Below are 15,514 nucleotides of genomic sequence, written 5' to 3'. Positions count from 1 at the left end.
CCGTCATCTCAATTCATCGCATGGCGCAAGCGGTCCAGCGCCAGCCGTATCCGTGATTTGATCGTTCCCAGTGGCAATCCAGTCTGAGAAGCGATTTCTCGATGGCTCAGATCGCCAAAATAGGCTTTCTCGATCAGTTGTCTTTGCGCCTCTGGCAGCTCGGTCATCGCGTTGCGCAGCTGCGCGGTTTCCTGTTGCAGCACGAGTATGTCGTCCTGCTCCGGTTCAGCCTCGGGTCCCCATCCCAGTTCTTCGGGCTCGGGGCGGCGTTGTTTGCGCAGGACGTCGATTCGCTTGTTCCGGGCGATCGTGAACACCCATGTGGCCACGGTTGCCCGCGTGGGGTCGAACAAATGTGACTTGTGCCACAGCGTGACCATGACCTCTTGTGCGCACTCTTCGGCCATGGCCGCATCTGAGCCCGACTTGATCAGGAACGCCTTGATCCGCGGCGCGAAGTGCTGAAACAACTCAGCAAACGCTGCCTGATCCTGTGCGTCCCTTATGCGTCTGACGTGGTCCACCCACTCAGCTCGTTTGTCACAACTGTCTTGCGCTCGGTTCACCGGTTTTCCCTTGATGCGTTTCTTTGCGCGCCACGGTTTCTGTGAAGGCCTGCTGGCCACCGGTTCATCCAAGGTCGCGGTATCGATCTCGGTAAACATAACAACATTACGCGGTAAGCCCCAAGCTGGATCACATTGTGATGCGATTTTAATCCGAACCGGACCAAGTTTCGTATGATAAGTATCTATATGTCGAAGAAAACAGCGCCGTTTGAACGGCTTGCAGGCGAATTGGAACACTGACGAGAATGAACAGGATCGACCATATTTCAGGCCATACTTACCACGGTCGAAAAGGCGGGATCGAGAATGCGTTCCGGTATTCCATCGACTACATCTTGTTGGACCCCGAAGCCCGGCCTGACACACCGCTTTTGTTTTCGATGAACCGCGTAAATGCGATGTATTGGCGAGATCGTGACCATGGCGGTGAACCCGGCAATGGGAAGGGTGCGGCGTGGTTGCGAGCCAAATTCAACGAAATGGGTGTGACGCAACCCGCAAGACTTGAGTTGCTGACGCAGCCACGGGTGCTGGGGCATGTCTTCAATCCGGTCAGCTTCTGGTTCTGTTTCGATGCCGATGAACAACTATATGCGGTGGTAGCAGAGGTTACGAACACTTACGGCACGCGCCACAGCTATCTGTGCAACAATCCCGGGTTTGCCCCGATCCAGCCGAGTGATCGCATCGTTGCGGACAAGCTGATGCATGTCTCACCGTTTCAAAAGATCGAAGGGACGTATGAGTTCCGGTTCGACCATCGCCCCGAGCGTATCGGCGTCTGGATTGACTATGGTCGAAAAGCGGGTGGATTGATTGCCACCCTGACCGGGCCGCGCGCGCCGCTGACCAACCGGGCAATCCTGTGGTCGTTGCTGCGGCGTCCCTTCGGTGCGCGACGTGCGTTTTTCCTGATTGTCTGGCAGGCGATCAAACTTAAGATCAAAAAGGCCCGGTTTGTTCCGTTCCGAACCGCCCCTGTGCCCGATCAGCCGATATCCCGCAGTCGCAAGCCTTAGCCCCTGGGTCTTTGCTTAAGATCAAAGACTCAGCCCCCTCCTCATGGTTGTGGTATTATTGAAACCGCGAATACGAGGAGCTGGGTCATGATGGAAATTTCGCCAAGGAAAATCGCTCAGGTTGCGATGATGGGGCGCGAGTTGGGTCGCGCCGAGGGCGAATTGCGCGCCTTCATCGACCGGATGAGCGAGGACGAACAGGCCGAACTGGTGGCTGTCATGTGGGTCGGGCGCGAAAGCTTTTTCGCCGAAGATCTGCCTGAGGCCATCGCAACAGCCAAGTCCGAGGCTTCGACCCCTTGCGCGGACTACCTGATCGGTACGCCGCACTTGTCGGATCACCTTGAAAATGGCTTGGATGCACTGGGAATCTCGGCTGAGGATGTAGAAAACGACCTGATGTAAGTGCACCGGCTATGTGCAACCGGTGCAGCCCGCAAATTGCGATCCATTCGCCTAATGCCCGGTTTTCGGATAACATGATCAGGTTATCCGAAAGCCCGCATTCAGGCTGGGGTTCTATTAGACGGAGCGTGATCCATGTGGCGCGTCTTGCAAATGTTTGCGGTACTCGCGCTTTGCGTGGGCTTCCAGTCCCGCCCGACCCACGCCTGCGGCGTCTGCGTTGAGCTTCCGGAATATTCTCTGGCGGACCGGATTCTTTCGGCACGCGTGATTGTGCTGGCGGCACCGTCGCCAGACAACCCTTTCAGGTATTTCCCCGTGTCGGTTTTGAAAGGCACGCCGCAACAGGTTGAGGCTTTGCCCGAAATACCTTTCCTGGTCGACAGTGTCATGCGATCCGCCTTTCGTGCGAATCCGGACAGAACGGTTTTGATGGTCTACGGGGCGGGGTATCAGGACAAGGCCGGTCGCAGCCTGCCCAGCGGTTGGACCAAAGGGTTCTTGATGACACCGGATCGGGCACATTTCCTTAATACACTGCGTGCCGAGGGGCAGGGCTGGGCCAGTGGTGCGCCGGATCGCGCGGCGCAGGTTGTCTTTTTCAGTGCCTATCTCACACATGAAGATCGCCTGTTGCGCAACACGGCGCTGATCGAAATCCATCGCGCGCCCTTTTGGCTTTTGACCCACCTGACCGATACCGTGCCAACCGCACAATTATTGCAGGATCTTCGCAATCCCAATCGTTTAGCCTACGCACCGGCACTTATACGATTGTTGGGTCTTCAGTCGGGTCCAAAGGCCAAAGAACGTGTAAGGCTTGGCTATCAAAGCGCGCTTCGCAGTGGAGGCCTCAACCTATACGACTGGGGGCTGGCGGGTATCGCAGTTGATGGGGATCGGGCAATCCTTGAAATCGAAAAGTCGCTGCAGCTGCCTGAACGCTCTGCCGACGAAAAGCGCATCCTGATCCGTAGTCTGGCCGATGGCGGAACGACCTATCCCGATTTGCGACCCCGAATCCTGGATGTGTTTAGGCATCAGTTGGACAAAGACAGCACTGTTGCGATCTGGATTGCCTTGGCTGTACGACCTTGGGGCACCAACGCACTGAACCCCAACTTTGAGGCTATCATGGCACAAAATGATCTAGACCCGGCGACGCTGTTTCTCATGCGAGCGGCAATCAAAGCTGACGAACCGGGTTAATGTCGCGGTGACGCTCCTCATAGTTCCAAATCGCATTAGGGGGCAGATGGGGCAGCACTTTCGCCACGCAAATGCATCTCAACAGCACCGGCGCAATCGATTTCAGAAAAATATCGCGCTTGATCAAAATCGTCTTGTATCTGGTCGACATGCAAGGATATACCGGCCAGCGGAGACGTGGCCGAGTGGTCGAAGGCGCTCCCCTGCTAAGGGAGTAGGCCCGGAAGGGTCTCGAGGGTTCGAATCCCTTCGTCTCCGCCATTACACTCTAAATCGGTAGTAATCGCGAATTCATCTGTTGCCGATGATGCGCGACGTTTATGTCCGACGCGTGCCGTCCGGGTCAAATTTTCATCTCTAGTCGCGCATCTTGGAAACGGTTCAGAACGTTCGGCATATCTCCGTACGGGAGTGCGCACAGGGCTGTTGAAAGCCCATCCGCGAGCGCTGCGGAGTTTGCAGATACCGATAAAACCCGGCGCGCAGATATTTGCCCGGTGGGGCTGAGGATATGACCGTAAGCATCAGTCAGCATCAGGTGGGCGGAATCAGAGGTCGCAACAGCTCGGTCGCGCAGAGAGATACGCTTAGTGATCTGACTTTCGGGGCCTGCCAAACCAACTTGCCAATCGCGCCCATCGTGACGTTGTCCCAGGGCCACGACTTCCCCCATATCGACCAAAACGTCCTGTAGCCCCTTTGATCTGAGCAGGGCAGCGATGCGATCCGTGATTGCCCCTTGCGCTATTCCATTCAGAGTCAGCGCCGAATGGCCGGGATAGGGCAGGCGCACGACATCACTGTTAACCGAGACCTTGTTCCAACCGATGGTTTTCCGGGCGGTTGCGGTGTCGATACCACCCACCAAAGCAGTCCAGAGAGGTTGGATTGTCGGGTCGAATGCGCCCCCCGAATTCTCGTGCAAAACTGTGCACAGGCTAAGCAGGTCCAACATCTCTGGTGCCGGATGCGCCAGATACCCGTCGCGGTTCAGGCGTGAGAGTTGGGAATCCGGGCGGTACAGGCTGAATATATCCTCCAGCCGTGTGACTTCTGCTTCAATGGCGGCAAAAATCGGGTGGGCTTGGACATCTGTCAGCCCGGCCAACTGCATGCTTGCCGGTGCGCCCAACGCGGAACCGCGCCACCGTGCCGCTGTAGCAGGGCTAGCGATTGCAGGGCAGGCCGCGCTTGCAGCCGAGATGGTCAGAAACCGACGGCGGGACAGAAAGGTCATGCGGGTGTCTCCAGTAGTAAGCCCAGATCGACCGGGCCTAGCACCTCGGTATCAGGAATCTCGGACAAGGGCAGAGCGGCACCGCCATACTGATCGATGAATGATGCGGCATCGTCTGGGTTGGAGAATGGCACCACCTCACGCGCACCCATGCCGCCTGCCACGTTGGAGCCGACAACAAATGTCGCGCCGTCGGCGTTGATCCAATTCGAGATGCCTGGCTGACGCCAGTTGGTTGCAACGCTCATATCGCTGACATAGACGGCGGTGATATCAGCGTCCCGTTCGGGGCTTTTGAGATAGGCTACCATGTCCCTCACCTGCGCAAAAAACAGCGGCGTGGGGTATCCTTCCAGATGGATTTGCCCTTTGGGTCCACCATGCTCGGCAATGTTCATTTGGCAGAAAAAGCTCAGCGCATCGCGAGTCAGATCAACCGGGTCGGGGGCAACGGCGACCTCCTCTTTGCAAGCCATCAAGGCAATCAGCGCAATCAGCACAAGACGTTTCATGGCTCAACCCTCCGGAAAGCGGCACGGGCAAGGGCAAAGCCCAGTATCGGCCAGATCAGCAGCGAGGCGGGCGCGGCCCAGACGGGCAGGGCTTGGGCCGCACCGGTCATGCCGGACGCCATTGCGACGCCTTCAGTCGCGGCGATGTTCCACAGCCGAAATGCGTCGGCCGGGTTGGCCACCATCACCCATGGAAAGACGGATTGGGTGAAGGTGCCGCCCTCGTCCATGACCACGGCTCCCAACAAGCCAAGATCATAGAGGACGACAAAGACCAGCCAGAGCCCGGCCGACAGACCTGCCGCCGCCGTAGCGCCCCTTGCCAAAGCAGACAGCAGGTACCCCAGCGCCAGAAAAACGGCGCCCAGCAAGATGGAGGTAAGGATTAGGCGCGCCAGAGCCATCAGGCTTTCGGGGCCTGCGCCGCCGAACCAAGCGGCGACCGCACCAGCGGTGCCGAAGCCGATGGTCATGGCAAAGGCCAAAGCGGCGAGATGAGCGGCGAACTTGCCCAGCAAGATTTCTCCGCGCCCGGCGGGGTAGGACAGCAGCAACGACAGACTGCCCCGGTCCACGTCGCCTGCGATGGCGTCGAAAGCGATCATCAGCGCCAGCAGCGGTGCAAGATAGACCGAAAGCGTGGTCATCGAAGCGACCGAGACGGTCAGCATATCGACGCCCAGCGTGCCGGTCGGCGCGCTGCCCGCAAAGGTCAGGGCCAAAGCGAACAGCACCATGATCAGCGTGGCCATCAACAGCCAACGGTTGCGGCGCAGGATCAACATTTCGGTGCGGGTGATGGCGAGGAAGCGGGTCATTGCATCTCCTCCTGTGCGTAATGGCGGTAGAGGTCTTCAAGTTTGGGCGGGGTCATTTCCACATCCGCCACGGCGTCGCCCAGTCCGGCGATGCGGCGCAGGGCCTCCATCTTGTCATCCGGAGAGCAGAGCAATTCGACCGATGCGCCGTTGATCCGGTTGCCGCCCAGTTCGGCGGCAAGTGCTTCTGGGTTGGCGCTGGCACGCACTTTCAGGCGGATCGGCAGGCCCGCCAGGGCAGACAGATTGTTAAGCGTGTCATCCGCCACCATCCGACCTTTACGCATGATGGCAATCCGGTCGGTGCGGGCCTCGACCTCGGTCAGCGCATGGCTGGCGATCAGCACGGCGGTGCCTTGGGCGGCCAGTTCGTCGATGATAGCGTAAAGGTCCTGCCGCGAAATCGGGTCCAACCCCGAGGTTGGTTCGTCCAGCAGCGCGACCTTGGGCTGGCCAAGTAGAACCTGAGCCAGACCCAGACGTTGCCGCATCCCCTTTGAGTAGGTTCCGATCCGGCGGTCCAGAGCGTCGCTAAGGCCCACGCGGTCCAACAGGCCAGGGACATCGACCTTGGACCCGGAGAGCTGCGCGAACAGGGTCAGCTGTTCTCGGCCCGTAAGTGCCGGATGGAACGACACCGCCTCGGGTAGATAGGCCGTTTCGCGCCGCGCCTGCGCACTGCCGGGAGCGGCGTCGCCGATCCGGATGGTTCCGTAGTGGATCGGCGTCAGACCAAGGATGGATTTGATCAGGGTCGACTTGCCCGCGCCGTTGTGGCCCAGCAGTGCCACGCGCTGACCAGGGGCAAGAGACAGGGTGATATCGTCAAGAACACGGGTTTTACCTCGGTCCTTGCTGACTTGGGTAATACTCAGGGCCTTATCCGTCATGAGGCACCTTTTTCATAGCTGGGGGTTCAGGGGCTTGCATCAATGGGTTGCTGTCCATCACACCGCCCGGCAACAGCGCGGGGAAGGCCGATTGGGACCAGCGCACCAGCTGCACGGCAGGGGAGCCGAGCAACAGTTTGGCTGCGGGTTGGGTCCACAGCACATGGTCCATACTGTCATTGGGGCGATAAGGGGCGTCGGCGATGCCGTCGCCGTTCACGTCATAGGCGGCAAAATCGGACCAGTAATTGCCGCGTTCTTCTTCGGACCACTCGACCCATTTGGTCGAGACGTATTTCACCTGCGTCCGGTTCCCTATGAATGCGTTGCCAACGATGCGGTTGCGTTCGCTGCCAGCGGTAAAGTGGATGCCGATACCGCATCCCTCGAACCAGTTGTCGGTGAATTCGTTCTTGTTGGAGTTATAAAGGAAGGTGCATTTTTCCTTGGCACCGATCACGACGTTGCCGGTGATCTGACTCTTGTTGGCGTAGTTCAACATCACGCCATGTTCACGGTCACCGATTGAGACGTTGTCGGCGACTTTCACATTGGTCGTGAACATCACCGCATAACCCAGATCGTTGCCGATCGAGACATTGTCACTGACAACAGAGTCGTCGGCATACATGTAATGCACCGCAAAACGCAGGTCGCGGAACAGGTTGCCGGTGAAGGTGTTCTTTTTCGACGAGTTCACAAAGATCCCATCGCGGCCATAGCGGATGTCATTGCCATCCACCACGGAACCGGGCGCGTTCCATACATAGACTCCGTTTCCACGGTCGTTCATTCGCTGGTCTTGGCGACCCTCAATGTGGTTGCCACGAACGATGCTGTCCTTGGCACCATGAATGTCGACGCCATAAAGATTGCCCAGCAGCACGTTATCCTCGACCACCGGCGCCTTGGCCGTTTTGGTCAGCTGGATGCCGCTGTCGATCCCGTCATGGCTTGAACCGGAACCGATCACTGTCAGACCCCGCACGGTTACGCCGGGCCCAGTCACTGTGATGACACTGCCTTCACCTTGTCCGTCGATGGTGGCCAGTCCCAGCCCGTCGATGGTGACGGGCCGGTCCAGCACAAGTGTTTCGGTGTAAACACCGGGGCTCAGGCGGAGGGTGTCCCCATCCGCCGCCTGCGCCAGCGTTTCATTGATGGCCCCCGCCCGGTTGGGCACATCCCAGTCCGCCGCCCAAAGGGGCGAGCCAAGCAGGAGCGGTATGAGCAGGGACCAACGCATGGGTTATGCTCCCGCCGGTTCGACCAGCATCCGGCCGCGCATTTCCATGTGCAGCGCGTGGCAGAACCACTGGCAATAGAACCAGTGCACGCCCGGGCGGTCGGCGGTGAAGGTGACCGATGCGGTTGCCATCGGAGCCACCTCCATCGCGATGCCGTAGTTGCCCAGGCAGAAGCCGTGGGTCACATCGTCCACGTCATCCAGGTTGGTGATGTAAACCGTCACCTCGTCGCCCTGTTTGACGGTGAACTTTTCAAGGCTGAAGGTCGGGGCCTGCGAGGTCATATAGACCCGCACCTTGTTGCCGTCCCGGATTGGTTCCTCGGCGCCGTCTTCCAGATCGATGCCATCAGCCTCGGCCTGTTTGCGGGCGTCTTCCCATGTGACATCGGCGCGGTCCCAGACGTTGACCGGGTTGACGATGTCGGCGCGAACCATGATCGAGTCATGCGGCTCGGCAAAGGTCGGCCCGTCGTGAACCACTTTCATCTCGTTGGATGAGATGTCGATCAGCTGTTCATTTTCAGGCTTCAGCGGGCCCGTGTTCAGGAACCGGTCTTTCGAGAACTTGTTCATCGAAATCAGCCATTTGCCGTCGGCCTCCTTGGTTTCACCCATGGTGGTCGAGTTGTGGCCTGGCTGATAATGCACGTCGACTTTCGAGATGATCGGGTCCACGTCCTCACCGGCATAGGCCTTGATGGCGTCTTCGATGTTCCACTTCACGATCTGACTGTCGAGGAACAGCGTGGTGAACGCATTGCCCTGGCCGTCATAGGCGGTGTGAAGCGGGCCAAGACCAAGCTGCGGTTCACCCACAATGCAGGATCGTGGGTCGGCATCGCTTTCGAACAGGGCGTCCAGCTTGGTCACGTCCATGATCGATACGGTCGGCGACAGCTTACCGTTGATGCAGACGTGCTTGCCGTCAGGCGCAGTGTTGATACCGTGCGGCGAGTTCGGGATCGGGATGTAACGGGTGTACTTCTTGTTCTGACCCTTGCGTCCATCCAGAACCTTGACGCCTTTCAGTTCCTGATAGTCACCGGCCTCAATCCCTGCTTCGATTTCTGCGAGGTTGAAGACAACGACATGATCCAGCTCGTTCTCGGTCATCTCGGCCAGGTTCATACCCATTTCCGAGTTGTACGAGGTCGAATAGGCGTATTTGCCCTGATAGTCGCAGTCGGTGTTGTCGAGGTTACCCGACACGATCACTTGCCAAGCGACTTCCATGGTGTCGCCGTCCAGCGCGGTGAAGATGTTCACGTATTGCGACGGATCGTCCAGCACTGTGCCGTCGTTGACCAGCGGCGTTTCATCCTCACCATTGGCAAAGACATAGCCGGTGCGCGGGAACTTCTGAGGACGCAGACCGTGGATCGCCTTGGCGTTCGGGATTTCGGTGATCTTGTCGCATTTCATCACATCGCAGCGCACACGAGCGACGCGGGTGTTGGCCTTGTCGTTCATGAACAGATAGCGGCCATCATAGGTGCCATCGGTGAACGACATGTGTGGGTGGTGAAGGTCGCCGTTATCATAAGTTTTCAGGCCGCGCTTGGCGAGAAACTCTTTGGTCTCCGGCAGCAGGCCGTCGGTCATGATCTTCAGCGATTCATTGGTCTGGCCCCAGCCGGTGGCCGAGCAACGGTTGAACACCGGCACCCGCATCAGCTCGCGCATGGAAGGGAAGCCAAGGATACGCAGTTCACCGGTCTGACCCGAGGACCAGAAGCCGTAGTATTCGTCCAGTTCGCCGGGCTGCAGATTGGCATTGGCGGCGGCGCTGGCCTGTTTTGCGGTCATCAGGGTCGAACCCAGACCGGTCCCGGCCAGCACGGCGCCGGTTGCGGTTGCGCCCAGCATCCCGCGACGTGTGATGTTCAGTTTGTTGTCATGTTCCGACATGATCGTTCCTCCTTTAGGAAACGGTTTTCGGTTTGGCGTTCGGATGGTTCGCCGGTGGTTGTCCGAGTGGGGTCTTGAGATCGACCGACCCTGTCTTGGCCCGCCGCTTAAGCTGGCGGATAACGACGGGACATTTGTCCTCGGACTGGTAGAGCACCTGACAATGCAGGCAGGTGACGCACTCGTTCGGATTGATCTCACCGGTGGGGTGGATCGCCTGAACGGGGCATTCATTGGCGCAGGTCTGACAGGGCGTGCCGCAGTCCTTGTAGCGGCGCAGCCAGTCGAACATGCGCATTCGGGCCGGGATCGCCAGCGCTCCGCCCAGCGGGCAGAGGTAGCGGCAATAGAAGCGTTCAATGAACAGCCCGATCCCCAGCAGGGCTAGCGCAAAGACCACAAACGGCCAGTCGCGCATGAATTTCAGAATGATCGCGGTCTTGAACGGCTCGACCTCGGCATATTTTTCGGCCAGCGGAATAGAGACAAAGCTGAGGCCGAAGAGACCCAGAAAGATCATGTATTTTGCAGGCCAGAGGCGTTCGTTCAGGCCCCAGGGCAGAGTCCATTGCGGCACTTTCAGCGCGCGGGCGATCTTGTTGGTCAGTTCTTGCAAGGCACCAAACGGGCACAGCCAGCCGCAATAGGCCCCACGACCCCAGAACAGCAGCGCGGCGGCGACGGCGAACCATTGGATGAAGACCAGCGGATCCAACAGGAAGGCATCCCAACTGAACCCGGTGCGCAAGCTGCCTGCCAGCGCCATGAGGTTCACCACGCTCAGCTGTGCATTGGCATACCAGCCGATGAAGAACAGGGTCATGGTCAGATAACCGATGCGGAACCAGTAGAAGAACCGTGCATTCATTGTGGCGTGGAACTGGAAGAAGAAAGTCGCGCTCAGAACCAGTAGCATGAAGCCAAGGACACCAATTTCGACGGTGCGATCCTTCCAGATACGCTTCCAAAGTGCGGCTTTGGCCGCGGCTTCACCCGTGGCATCGTCTACGACCGCCGGGGCGGTGACGGGCAGCAGATATTGCTCGGGCAGTTTGTAGCCCAGATCGAAGGTCAGGAAGGTTTTCTCAACCGCGCCTACGGCACGCTGTACCAGCAGTTGCAGGCGAAACGGTTCGGCCGGGTCGAACTCGGCCTCGGCCGGGATTTTGAAGATATCCAGCTCGGTGAAACTGGGTGCATCCGATGCTGCGACCCTGCCCAAGCGCTCTTGTTGTTTGTCAAAGAACCGTACCGAGTTATCACCTTGGATCAGTTGAATCCGATCGAAGATTCCGCCACGCACATAGCCCGATCCCTTGAAGCTGTAGGCCCCGCGACCTAGCACCAGAATGGCCTGTTCACCTTCGTCCAGCCGATCGGTCAGGTTCTGATATTCAGCCTCGCCCAACAGGGACTTGCCGATCGAAGGGACAGAGACCAGCGCCACATGCATGTCGATGAACGTGTCATCCGGCTCGCCCGGTTCCGGGCGTTTGATGGCGCGCTGATCGCCTGTGGCTGCAAAGGCGGTATTGACCTGACCGACATCCAGCGTCAGGCGCCGGACCGAGCCATCGCCGGACAGAGTGGTCCAGTCATAGACTGAGTTCTTAGCCATATCGATTTCGCGCTTGGGACCATCGGCCTGTAGCGGCGACAGACCACCTAGACCCAACGCGCGCGCTACCTTGATGCCGCCACGAACCAGGCTGTCATCAATCACCATGATCGTCACGGTCGCGCCCGAGATGATATCGAGGTCATGTCCTTCGCCACCGGTCTCAGCTTCAACCTTCAGGTCGAGCCCAGCATAGCCTTCCGTCAATTTTACCATGCGCGAATTGGGGATGCCGATCAGAACAATGGGTTCCGAGTGTTTGACCAGTTTCACACCGGTCAAAACTGCGTCGTCGTCGATGGCGGCGACCACGTGGATAGGTTTGCCCGAATAACCGGTGGTACCGACGAAATCCGAGGTCAGGAAGGCCCAGGCGACGGTCTCGCCACCCTTCAGAACCGGGGCAACAGGCACGTCATCACGTACCGGGCCAAAGGCATCGGCACCGGGAACCAACTCAGAAGGGGTGATGTCAGGCAGGAAGCTGGCGAGGCTGTCGGCATGGGCACTGATCGCCATCAGGCAGGACAGGGCAATGGCCAGCAGGAATTGGATTGCGCGACTTACGACCACAGCGCACCTCCGGATACTTGGATTGACGCTATGGACGCGCGCTGGGCGCGTTCGGCTTTGTATTTGGGCGCAGCCGGGGGGCCACGGGTTTCAGGCCACAATCGTTTCAAGTTGCAGACCTGGACCAGATCGCAGGGCGAAGGGCGTGCGGTGCGAACGATGCTGTCCCGTATCAGGACGGGCAAGTCCGGCACCGGGGCCGCGGCGGTGACAGCACACAAAGCGCAGTCGGCGCATTTGGGACAGGGCGCGGCTGGGTCTTGATCTTCCTCCTCAAGGTCTATCTGGACCCAGACCGCTCCTGCCTCCGAGCAGATTTCCACCCACATGCTTTGGCCGGGACTCGCCAGCGCCGGGCCAAGCATTTGCAACAACAGCAGAAGGATGCCCGCCAACGCACACGTCGCACGCAACGCGCGAACAGGGAGGCTGTGCAGAGGGCTAAGGGCGGGCATGGAGAATCCAACTCGGAAATCGTTCCTAAGCCGTAGGGGATTCTCGCGTGGTGATACTTGACTTCGGTTAGGCTGCAGGAAATTTCGCGTTATTCGTCCGCTTCATCCATCAACCCGCGCAACCAACGCCCTGCCAACCACGCGGCGGGTACGCCCAGGGGAATTGACCACAGGATCGCGGCTACAGGCGTAATCACGCCAAACCCGGCGCTGTTGGCGATCAGCCCCGCTAGAAACAGGTTGATGGCCACGGTCAAAGCCGTGGCCGGATACAAAAGGATGGCCAGTTTCCAGACCGGCCAATTGCCCTCAGTGGCTGGTGCCTTCCGAGAAGGTGATTTTGTTCCAGACATTGTATTTCCCTGAAGGTTTGCGCATCGGCAGGCGGCGGACCTCTTCCAATGTTTGCGCGTCATAGACAATAACCGCGCCATCATCTTCCCAGATGGACACGAGTGCGTGGCTGCCATCTTTGGTGAATTCCACATGAGCCACGGTTTGACCGGGGGCCGGGCGCAGAGTCTTAACGATTTCAAGACTCTGCTTGTCGATCACATGCATAGCGTCCTTGTTGGGTCCAAAGAACACATCGGCCCAGACGTAAGGAGAATTCTCATGGCTGCGCATGAAAAACCCCGGCCCTTCGGTTTTGATCTGCTTAACAGTTTTCCAGGTCTCCATATCGATCACGGAAACGGTGCCATCGGTCAGGTGCGGCGTTGCCATCACGGTCGTATCGCCATACCTCCACGTGATCCCCGAGCCCAGGTGCGGCATCCCCGGCAGATCCAGATCGGCGACCTTCTGACCGATGACCAGATCAATCACCTGACCGCCCTCGCCGCCTCGGGATGCGCCCATGACGTATTCATAGCTCTGGTCGAAAAAGAAATCATCCAGATAGTCCGGCGTGGTGATCTTGCGCACCGGGAAAGGGTCAGGGTTTTTGAATTGTCCTTCGATGCGGAAATCATGACCGATACCAAATTGAGGAGGATTGGCCCCGTAGAAGACCTCCCAGATCTCGGGCACATCCTTGAGGGCCAGAACAAAGCTCTCGCGTGGGGGGGCCTGATAGACCGCCGAAACGCGGCTGGGCTTGCCCTTCTTGCTTTTGATGTCGATGACCTTGACCACGGACAGGTCTTCGGTCGACAGCAAGGTCAGGCTGTTGGGCAGGTAGTTTGCCACTGCCACCCATTTGCCATCGCCCGACATGGCGATGTTGCGACTGTTTAGGCCAGCGCGCACGCGGCCAACTTGTTCCAAGGCCCAGATGTCATACTTCTGGACCCAGCCATCACGTGACATGATGAACACATATCGCCCGTCTGGGCTGAATTTTGGACCGCCATGAACGGCAAAGGGTGTCTCGAACCGGTCCAAAACCTCGAAAGTGTCACCGTCCAGCACGCTGACATGATGGTCCCCTGTCTCAACAGCCAGAGTAATGTTCATCGGGTCGCTGTCCCAGATGGGTGCTTCAACTGCGACGTAATTCTCGTCCAGAATTCGGCTGGCCATTATGTCGGCCTCACCCCACTCGGGATCGCTTTCCAGCGGTGATTTCAACCAACCCGCCAGTTCTTCAATCTGCAAAGCGTCGAGCTCGTGCGAGAAGGCAGGCATTTGGGTTGCGGTCCGCCCTTCGGCGATAACTGCGGCAACGCGAGGACCGCGCATCCGCTTCAGCGTTTCAGGGATAAGCGCCGGACCCACGCCGCCTAAGCGGTTTTCGCCGTGGCAGGACGCACAAAATTCAGCGTAATCCGAAGGAGCGTCAGCCCATGCGGTTCCGATCAACAACAGCGAGCAGAGAGTGCCGAGTTTGAGTGTCTTAGAAGAACTGATGCGCCGGATCATGGCGTTTCCCCCGGAACGGCGTGACCTGCAGGCGACCGCCCGCCTCATCCACGCCGATTTCTTGGTTTGACAGATAGCATGCTGGATCTTCCGCCCACGGGTCGCCGGTCACCTGCAAAGCCCGGATACGGGTGTTGCCGCCACAGACATCCTTGAGCTGACAGGCGCCGCAGCGCCCTTTCAAGGGGCGGGGACGTGTGCGCAGCATGGCCAACATTTGATCATCGCCGGTCCAAAGTTCCGAGAACGACCGGGTCTTCACATCGCCGACAGTGTAGTCCGACCAGTAAGTGTCGGGGTGTACGCGGCCCAGATTGTCGATATTGGCCACGCCTAGGCCGCTGGAGTTGCCACCCCATGCCGCCAGATGCTTGCGTATATGAGCTGTTTTTTCAGCATCGAAACGCGCGCGGACCCAGTTCAGGAAATACCCCGCGTCAGCGTCATTATTACCGGTCACGATATCCAGAGGACGACCACCCGAGGCAGCCTCCCATGCGCGCTCCAACAGCAGGTCCAGCCCTTTCCGTGTACGCAGATGTTCAGCATCTTCTCCCCGGTTTTTGTCGCCACGCCCGGCATAAACCAGATGGGACAAGTAGAACTTGTCGACACCCTCGTCGTCGCACAGCTGCAGCAGATCGGGCAGATGGTGTTGAGTACCTTCAGTCAGGCAAAAGCGAAGTCCCACCTTGATGCCGCGCTTCTTACATTCGCGGACACCGCGCAGGGCGTCGGAAAAGGCGCCCTCGACACCGCGAAACCAATCGTTCGTGGCTCCGATCCCGTCTAGCGAGATGCCAACATAGTTGAATCCCACATCGGCAATCAAATCGGCTGTTTCGTCATAGATCCGCGTGCCGTTGGTCGACAGTGCCAGCATCGGCACCAAATCGCGGGCCCGTTTGGCGATGTCAAAGAAATCGAACCGGTCCAGTGGTTCTCCACCCGAGAGGATCAGGGCCGGGACGCGAAATTGGCCCAGATCCTCAAGGGTTACCATGGCTTGCTCATGGCTGAGCTCACCGGGGAAGGCCACATCCGCCGAAACGGTATAGCAATGGCGGCATTTCAAATTGCAGCGCCGCGTCAGGTTCCAGATCACCACTGGTTTCACCGGTCCGGGGCGGCGTTTGCGCACCAGGGTCGGATTGACCAGTTGGTGCATGTATTCGGTCAGGCGGAACAT

The 15,514-nt window shown here is 58.7% G+C and carries 15 protein-coding genes and 1 tRNA gene; 4 read left to right on the top strand and 12 right to left on the bottom strand.

What is annotated here, in order from left to right:
- Positions 1–8: 8 nt before the first annotated feature.
- Entirely contained in the window at positions 9–665 is a 657-nt protein-coding gene (locus tag AC2FIS_RS09070) for a sigma-70 family RNA polymerase sigma factor (RefSeq protein ID WP_496772960.1), read from the bottom strand.
- 149 nt (positions 666–814) lie between these two features.
- Between AC2FIS_RS09070 and AC2FIS_RS09065 the strand changes: the two genes are divergently transcribed.
- The 4 genes from AC2FIS_RS09065 (at position 815) to AC2FIS_RS09050 (ending at position 3,463) form a co-directional block, all read left to right on the top strand.
- Positions 815–1,588, top strand: a complete 774-nt coding sequence (locus AC2FIS_RS09065) for a DUF1365 domain-containing protein (protein WP_496772958.1) — start codon at positions 815–817, stop codon at positions 1,586–1,588.
- Between the two features lie 87 nt (positions 1,589–1,675).
- The gene (locus AC2FIS_RS09060) at positions 1,676–1,993 is read left to right on the top strand and encodes a DUF3775 domain-containing protein (RefSeq protein ID WP_058275224.1); all 318 of its coding nucleotides are present in this window, start codon (positions 1,676–1,678) and stop codon (positions 1,991–1,993) included.
- 153 nt (positions 1,994–2,146) lie between these two features.
- Positions 2,147–3,202, top strand: coding sequence for a hypothetical protein (locus AC2FIS_RS09055; protein WP_496772957.1), 1,056 nt, complete (start codon positions 2,147–2,149; stop codon positions 3,200–3,202).
- 171 nt (positions 3,203–3,373) lie between these two features.
- Positions 3,374–3,463, top strand: a tRNA-Ser gene (locus tag AC2FIS_RS09050).
- Positions 3,464–3,545: 82 nt separating this feature from the next.
- On the opposite strand, the gene AC2FIS_RS09045 is transcribed toward AC2FIS_RS09050, so the two are convergent.
- The 11 genes from AC2FIS_RS09045 to nirJ form a co-directional block, all read right to left on the bottom strand.
- Positions 3,546–4,439 carry an FAD:protein FMN transferase gene (locus AC2FIS_RS09045; RefSeq protein WP_496772956.1) on the bottom strand — a complete coding sequence of 298 codons (894 nt, stop codon included), beginning with the start codon at positions 4,437–4,439 and terminating at the stop codon, positions 3,546–3,548.
- Positions 4,436–4,951 (bottom strand): nitrous oxide reductase accessory protein NosL, encoded by a 516-nt coding sequence (locus tag AC2FIS_RS09040; RefSeq protein WP_496772954.1) that lies wholly within the window; start codon positions 4,949–4,951, stop codon positions 4,436–4,438. Before AC2FIS_RS09040 ends, AC2FIS_RS09045 begins: the two co-directional genes overlap by 4 nt.
- Positions 4,948–5,769, bottom strand: a complete 822-nt coding sequence (locus AC2FIS_RS09035) for an ABC transporter permease (RefSeq protein WP_113790860.1) — start codon at positions 5,767–5,769, stop codon at positions 4,948–4,950. The genes AC2FIS_RS09040 and AC2FIS_RS09035 overlap by 4 nt, the downstream gene beginning before the upstream one ends.
- A complete protein-coding gene (locus AC2FIS_RS09030; RefSeq protein ID WP_496772953.1) occupies positions 5,766–6,659 on the bottom strand; it encodes an ABC transporter ATP-binding protein in 894 nt (297 codons plus the stop codon). The genes AC2FIS_RS09035 and AC2FIS_RS09030 overlap by 4 nt, the downstream gene beginning before the upstream one ends.
- A complete protein-coding gene (locus AC2FIS_RS09025) occupies positions 6,649–7,905 on the bottom strand; it encodes a nitrous oxide reductase family maturation protein NosD (RefSeq protein WP_496772952.1) in 1,257 nt (418 codons plus the stop codon). Before AC2FIS_RS09025 ends, AC2FIS_RS09030 begins: the two co-directional genes overlap by 11 nt.
- A gap of 3 nt (positions 7,906–7,908) precedes the next feature.
- Entirely contained in the window at positions 7,909–9,816 is a 1,908-nt protein-coding gene (gene nosZ / locus AC2FIS_RS09020) for a TAT-dependent nitrous-oxide reductase (RefSeq protein ID WP_496772951.1), read from the bottom strand.
- Between the two features lie 13 nt (positions 9,817–9,829).
- Positions 9,830–11,953, bottom strand: coding sequence for a 4Fe-4S binding protein (locus AC2FIS_RS09015; protein ID WP_496773337.1), 2,124 nt, complete (start codon positions 11,951–11,953; stop codon positions 9,830–9,832).
- 44 nt (positions 11,954–11,997) lie between these two features.
- Positions 11,998–12,462 (bottom strand): DUF2946 family protein, encoded by a 465-nt coding sequence (locus AC2FIS_RS09010; protein WP_496772950.1) that lies wholly within the window; start codon positions 12,460–12,462, stop codon positions 11,998–12,000.
- A gap of 89 nt (positions 12,463–12,551) precedes the next feature.
- Entirely contained in the window at positions 12,552–12,815 is a 264-nt protein-coding gene (locus AC2FIS_RS09005) for a hypothetical protein (RefSeq protein WP_058274926.1), read from the bottom strand.
- Positions 12,772–14,325, bottom strand: coding sequence for a nitrite reductase (locus tag AC2FIS_RS09000; RefSeq protein ID WP_282121463.1), 1,554 nt, complete (start codon positions 14,323–14,325; stop codon positions 12,772–12,774). The genes AC2FIS_RS09005 and AC2FIS_RS09000 overlap by 44 nt, the downstream gene beginning before the upstream one ends.
- Positions 14,300–15,514, bottom strand: a complete 1,215-nt coding sequence (gene nirJ, locus AC2FIS_RS08995) for a heme d1 biosynthesis radical SAM protein NirJ (RefSeq protein WP_496772948.1) — start codon at positions 15,512–15,514, stop codon at positions 14,300–14,302. Before nirJ ends, AC2FIS_RS09000 begins: the two co-directional genes overlap by 26 nt.

The organism is Ruegeria sp. CDSB113 (assembly GCF_059611045.1).
The sequence above is the reverse complement of the archived record's forward strand: the minus strand, read 5'-3'. Positions and strand labels throughout refer to the sequence as shown.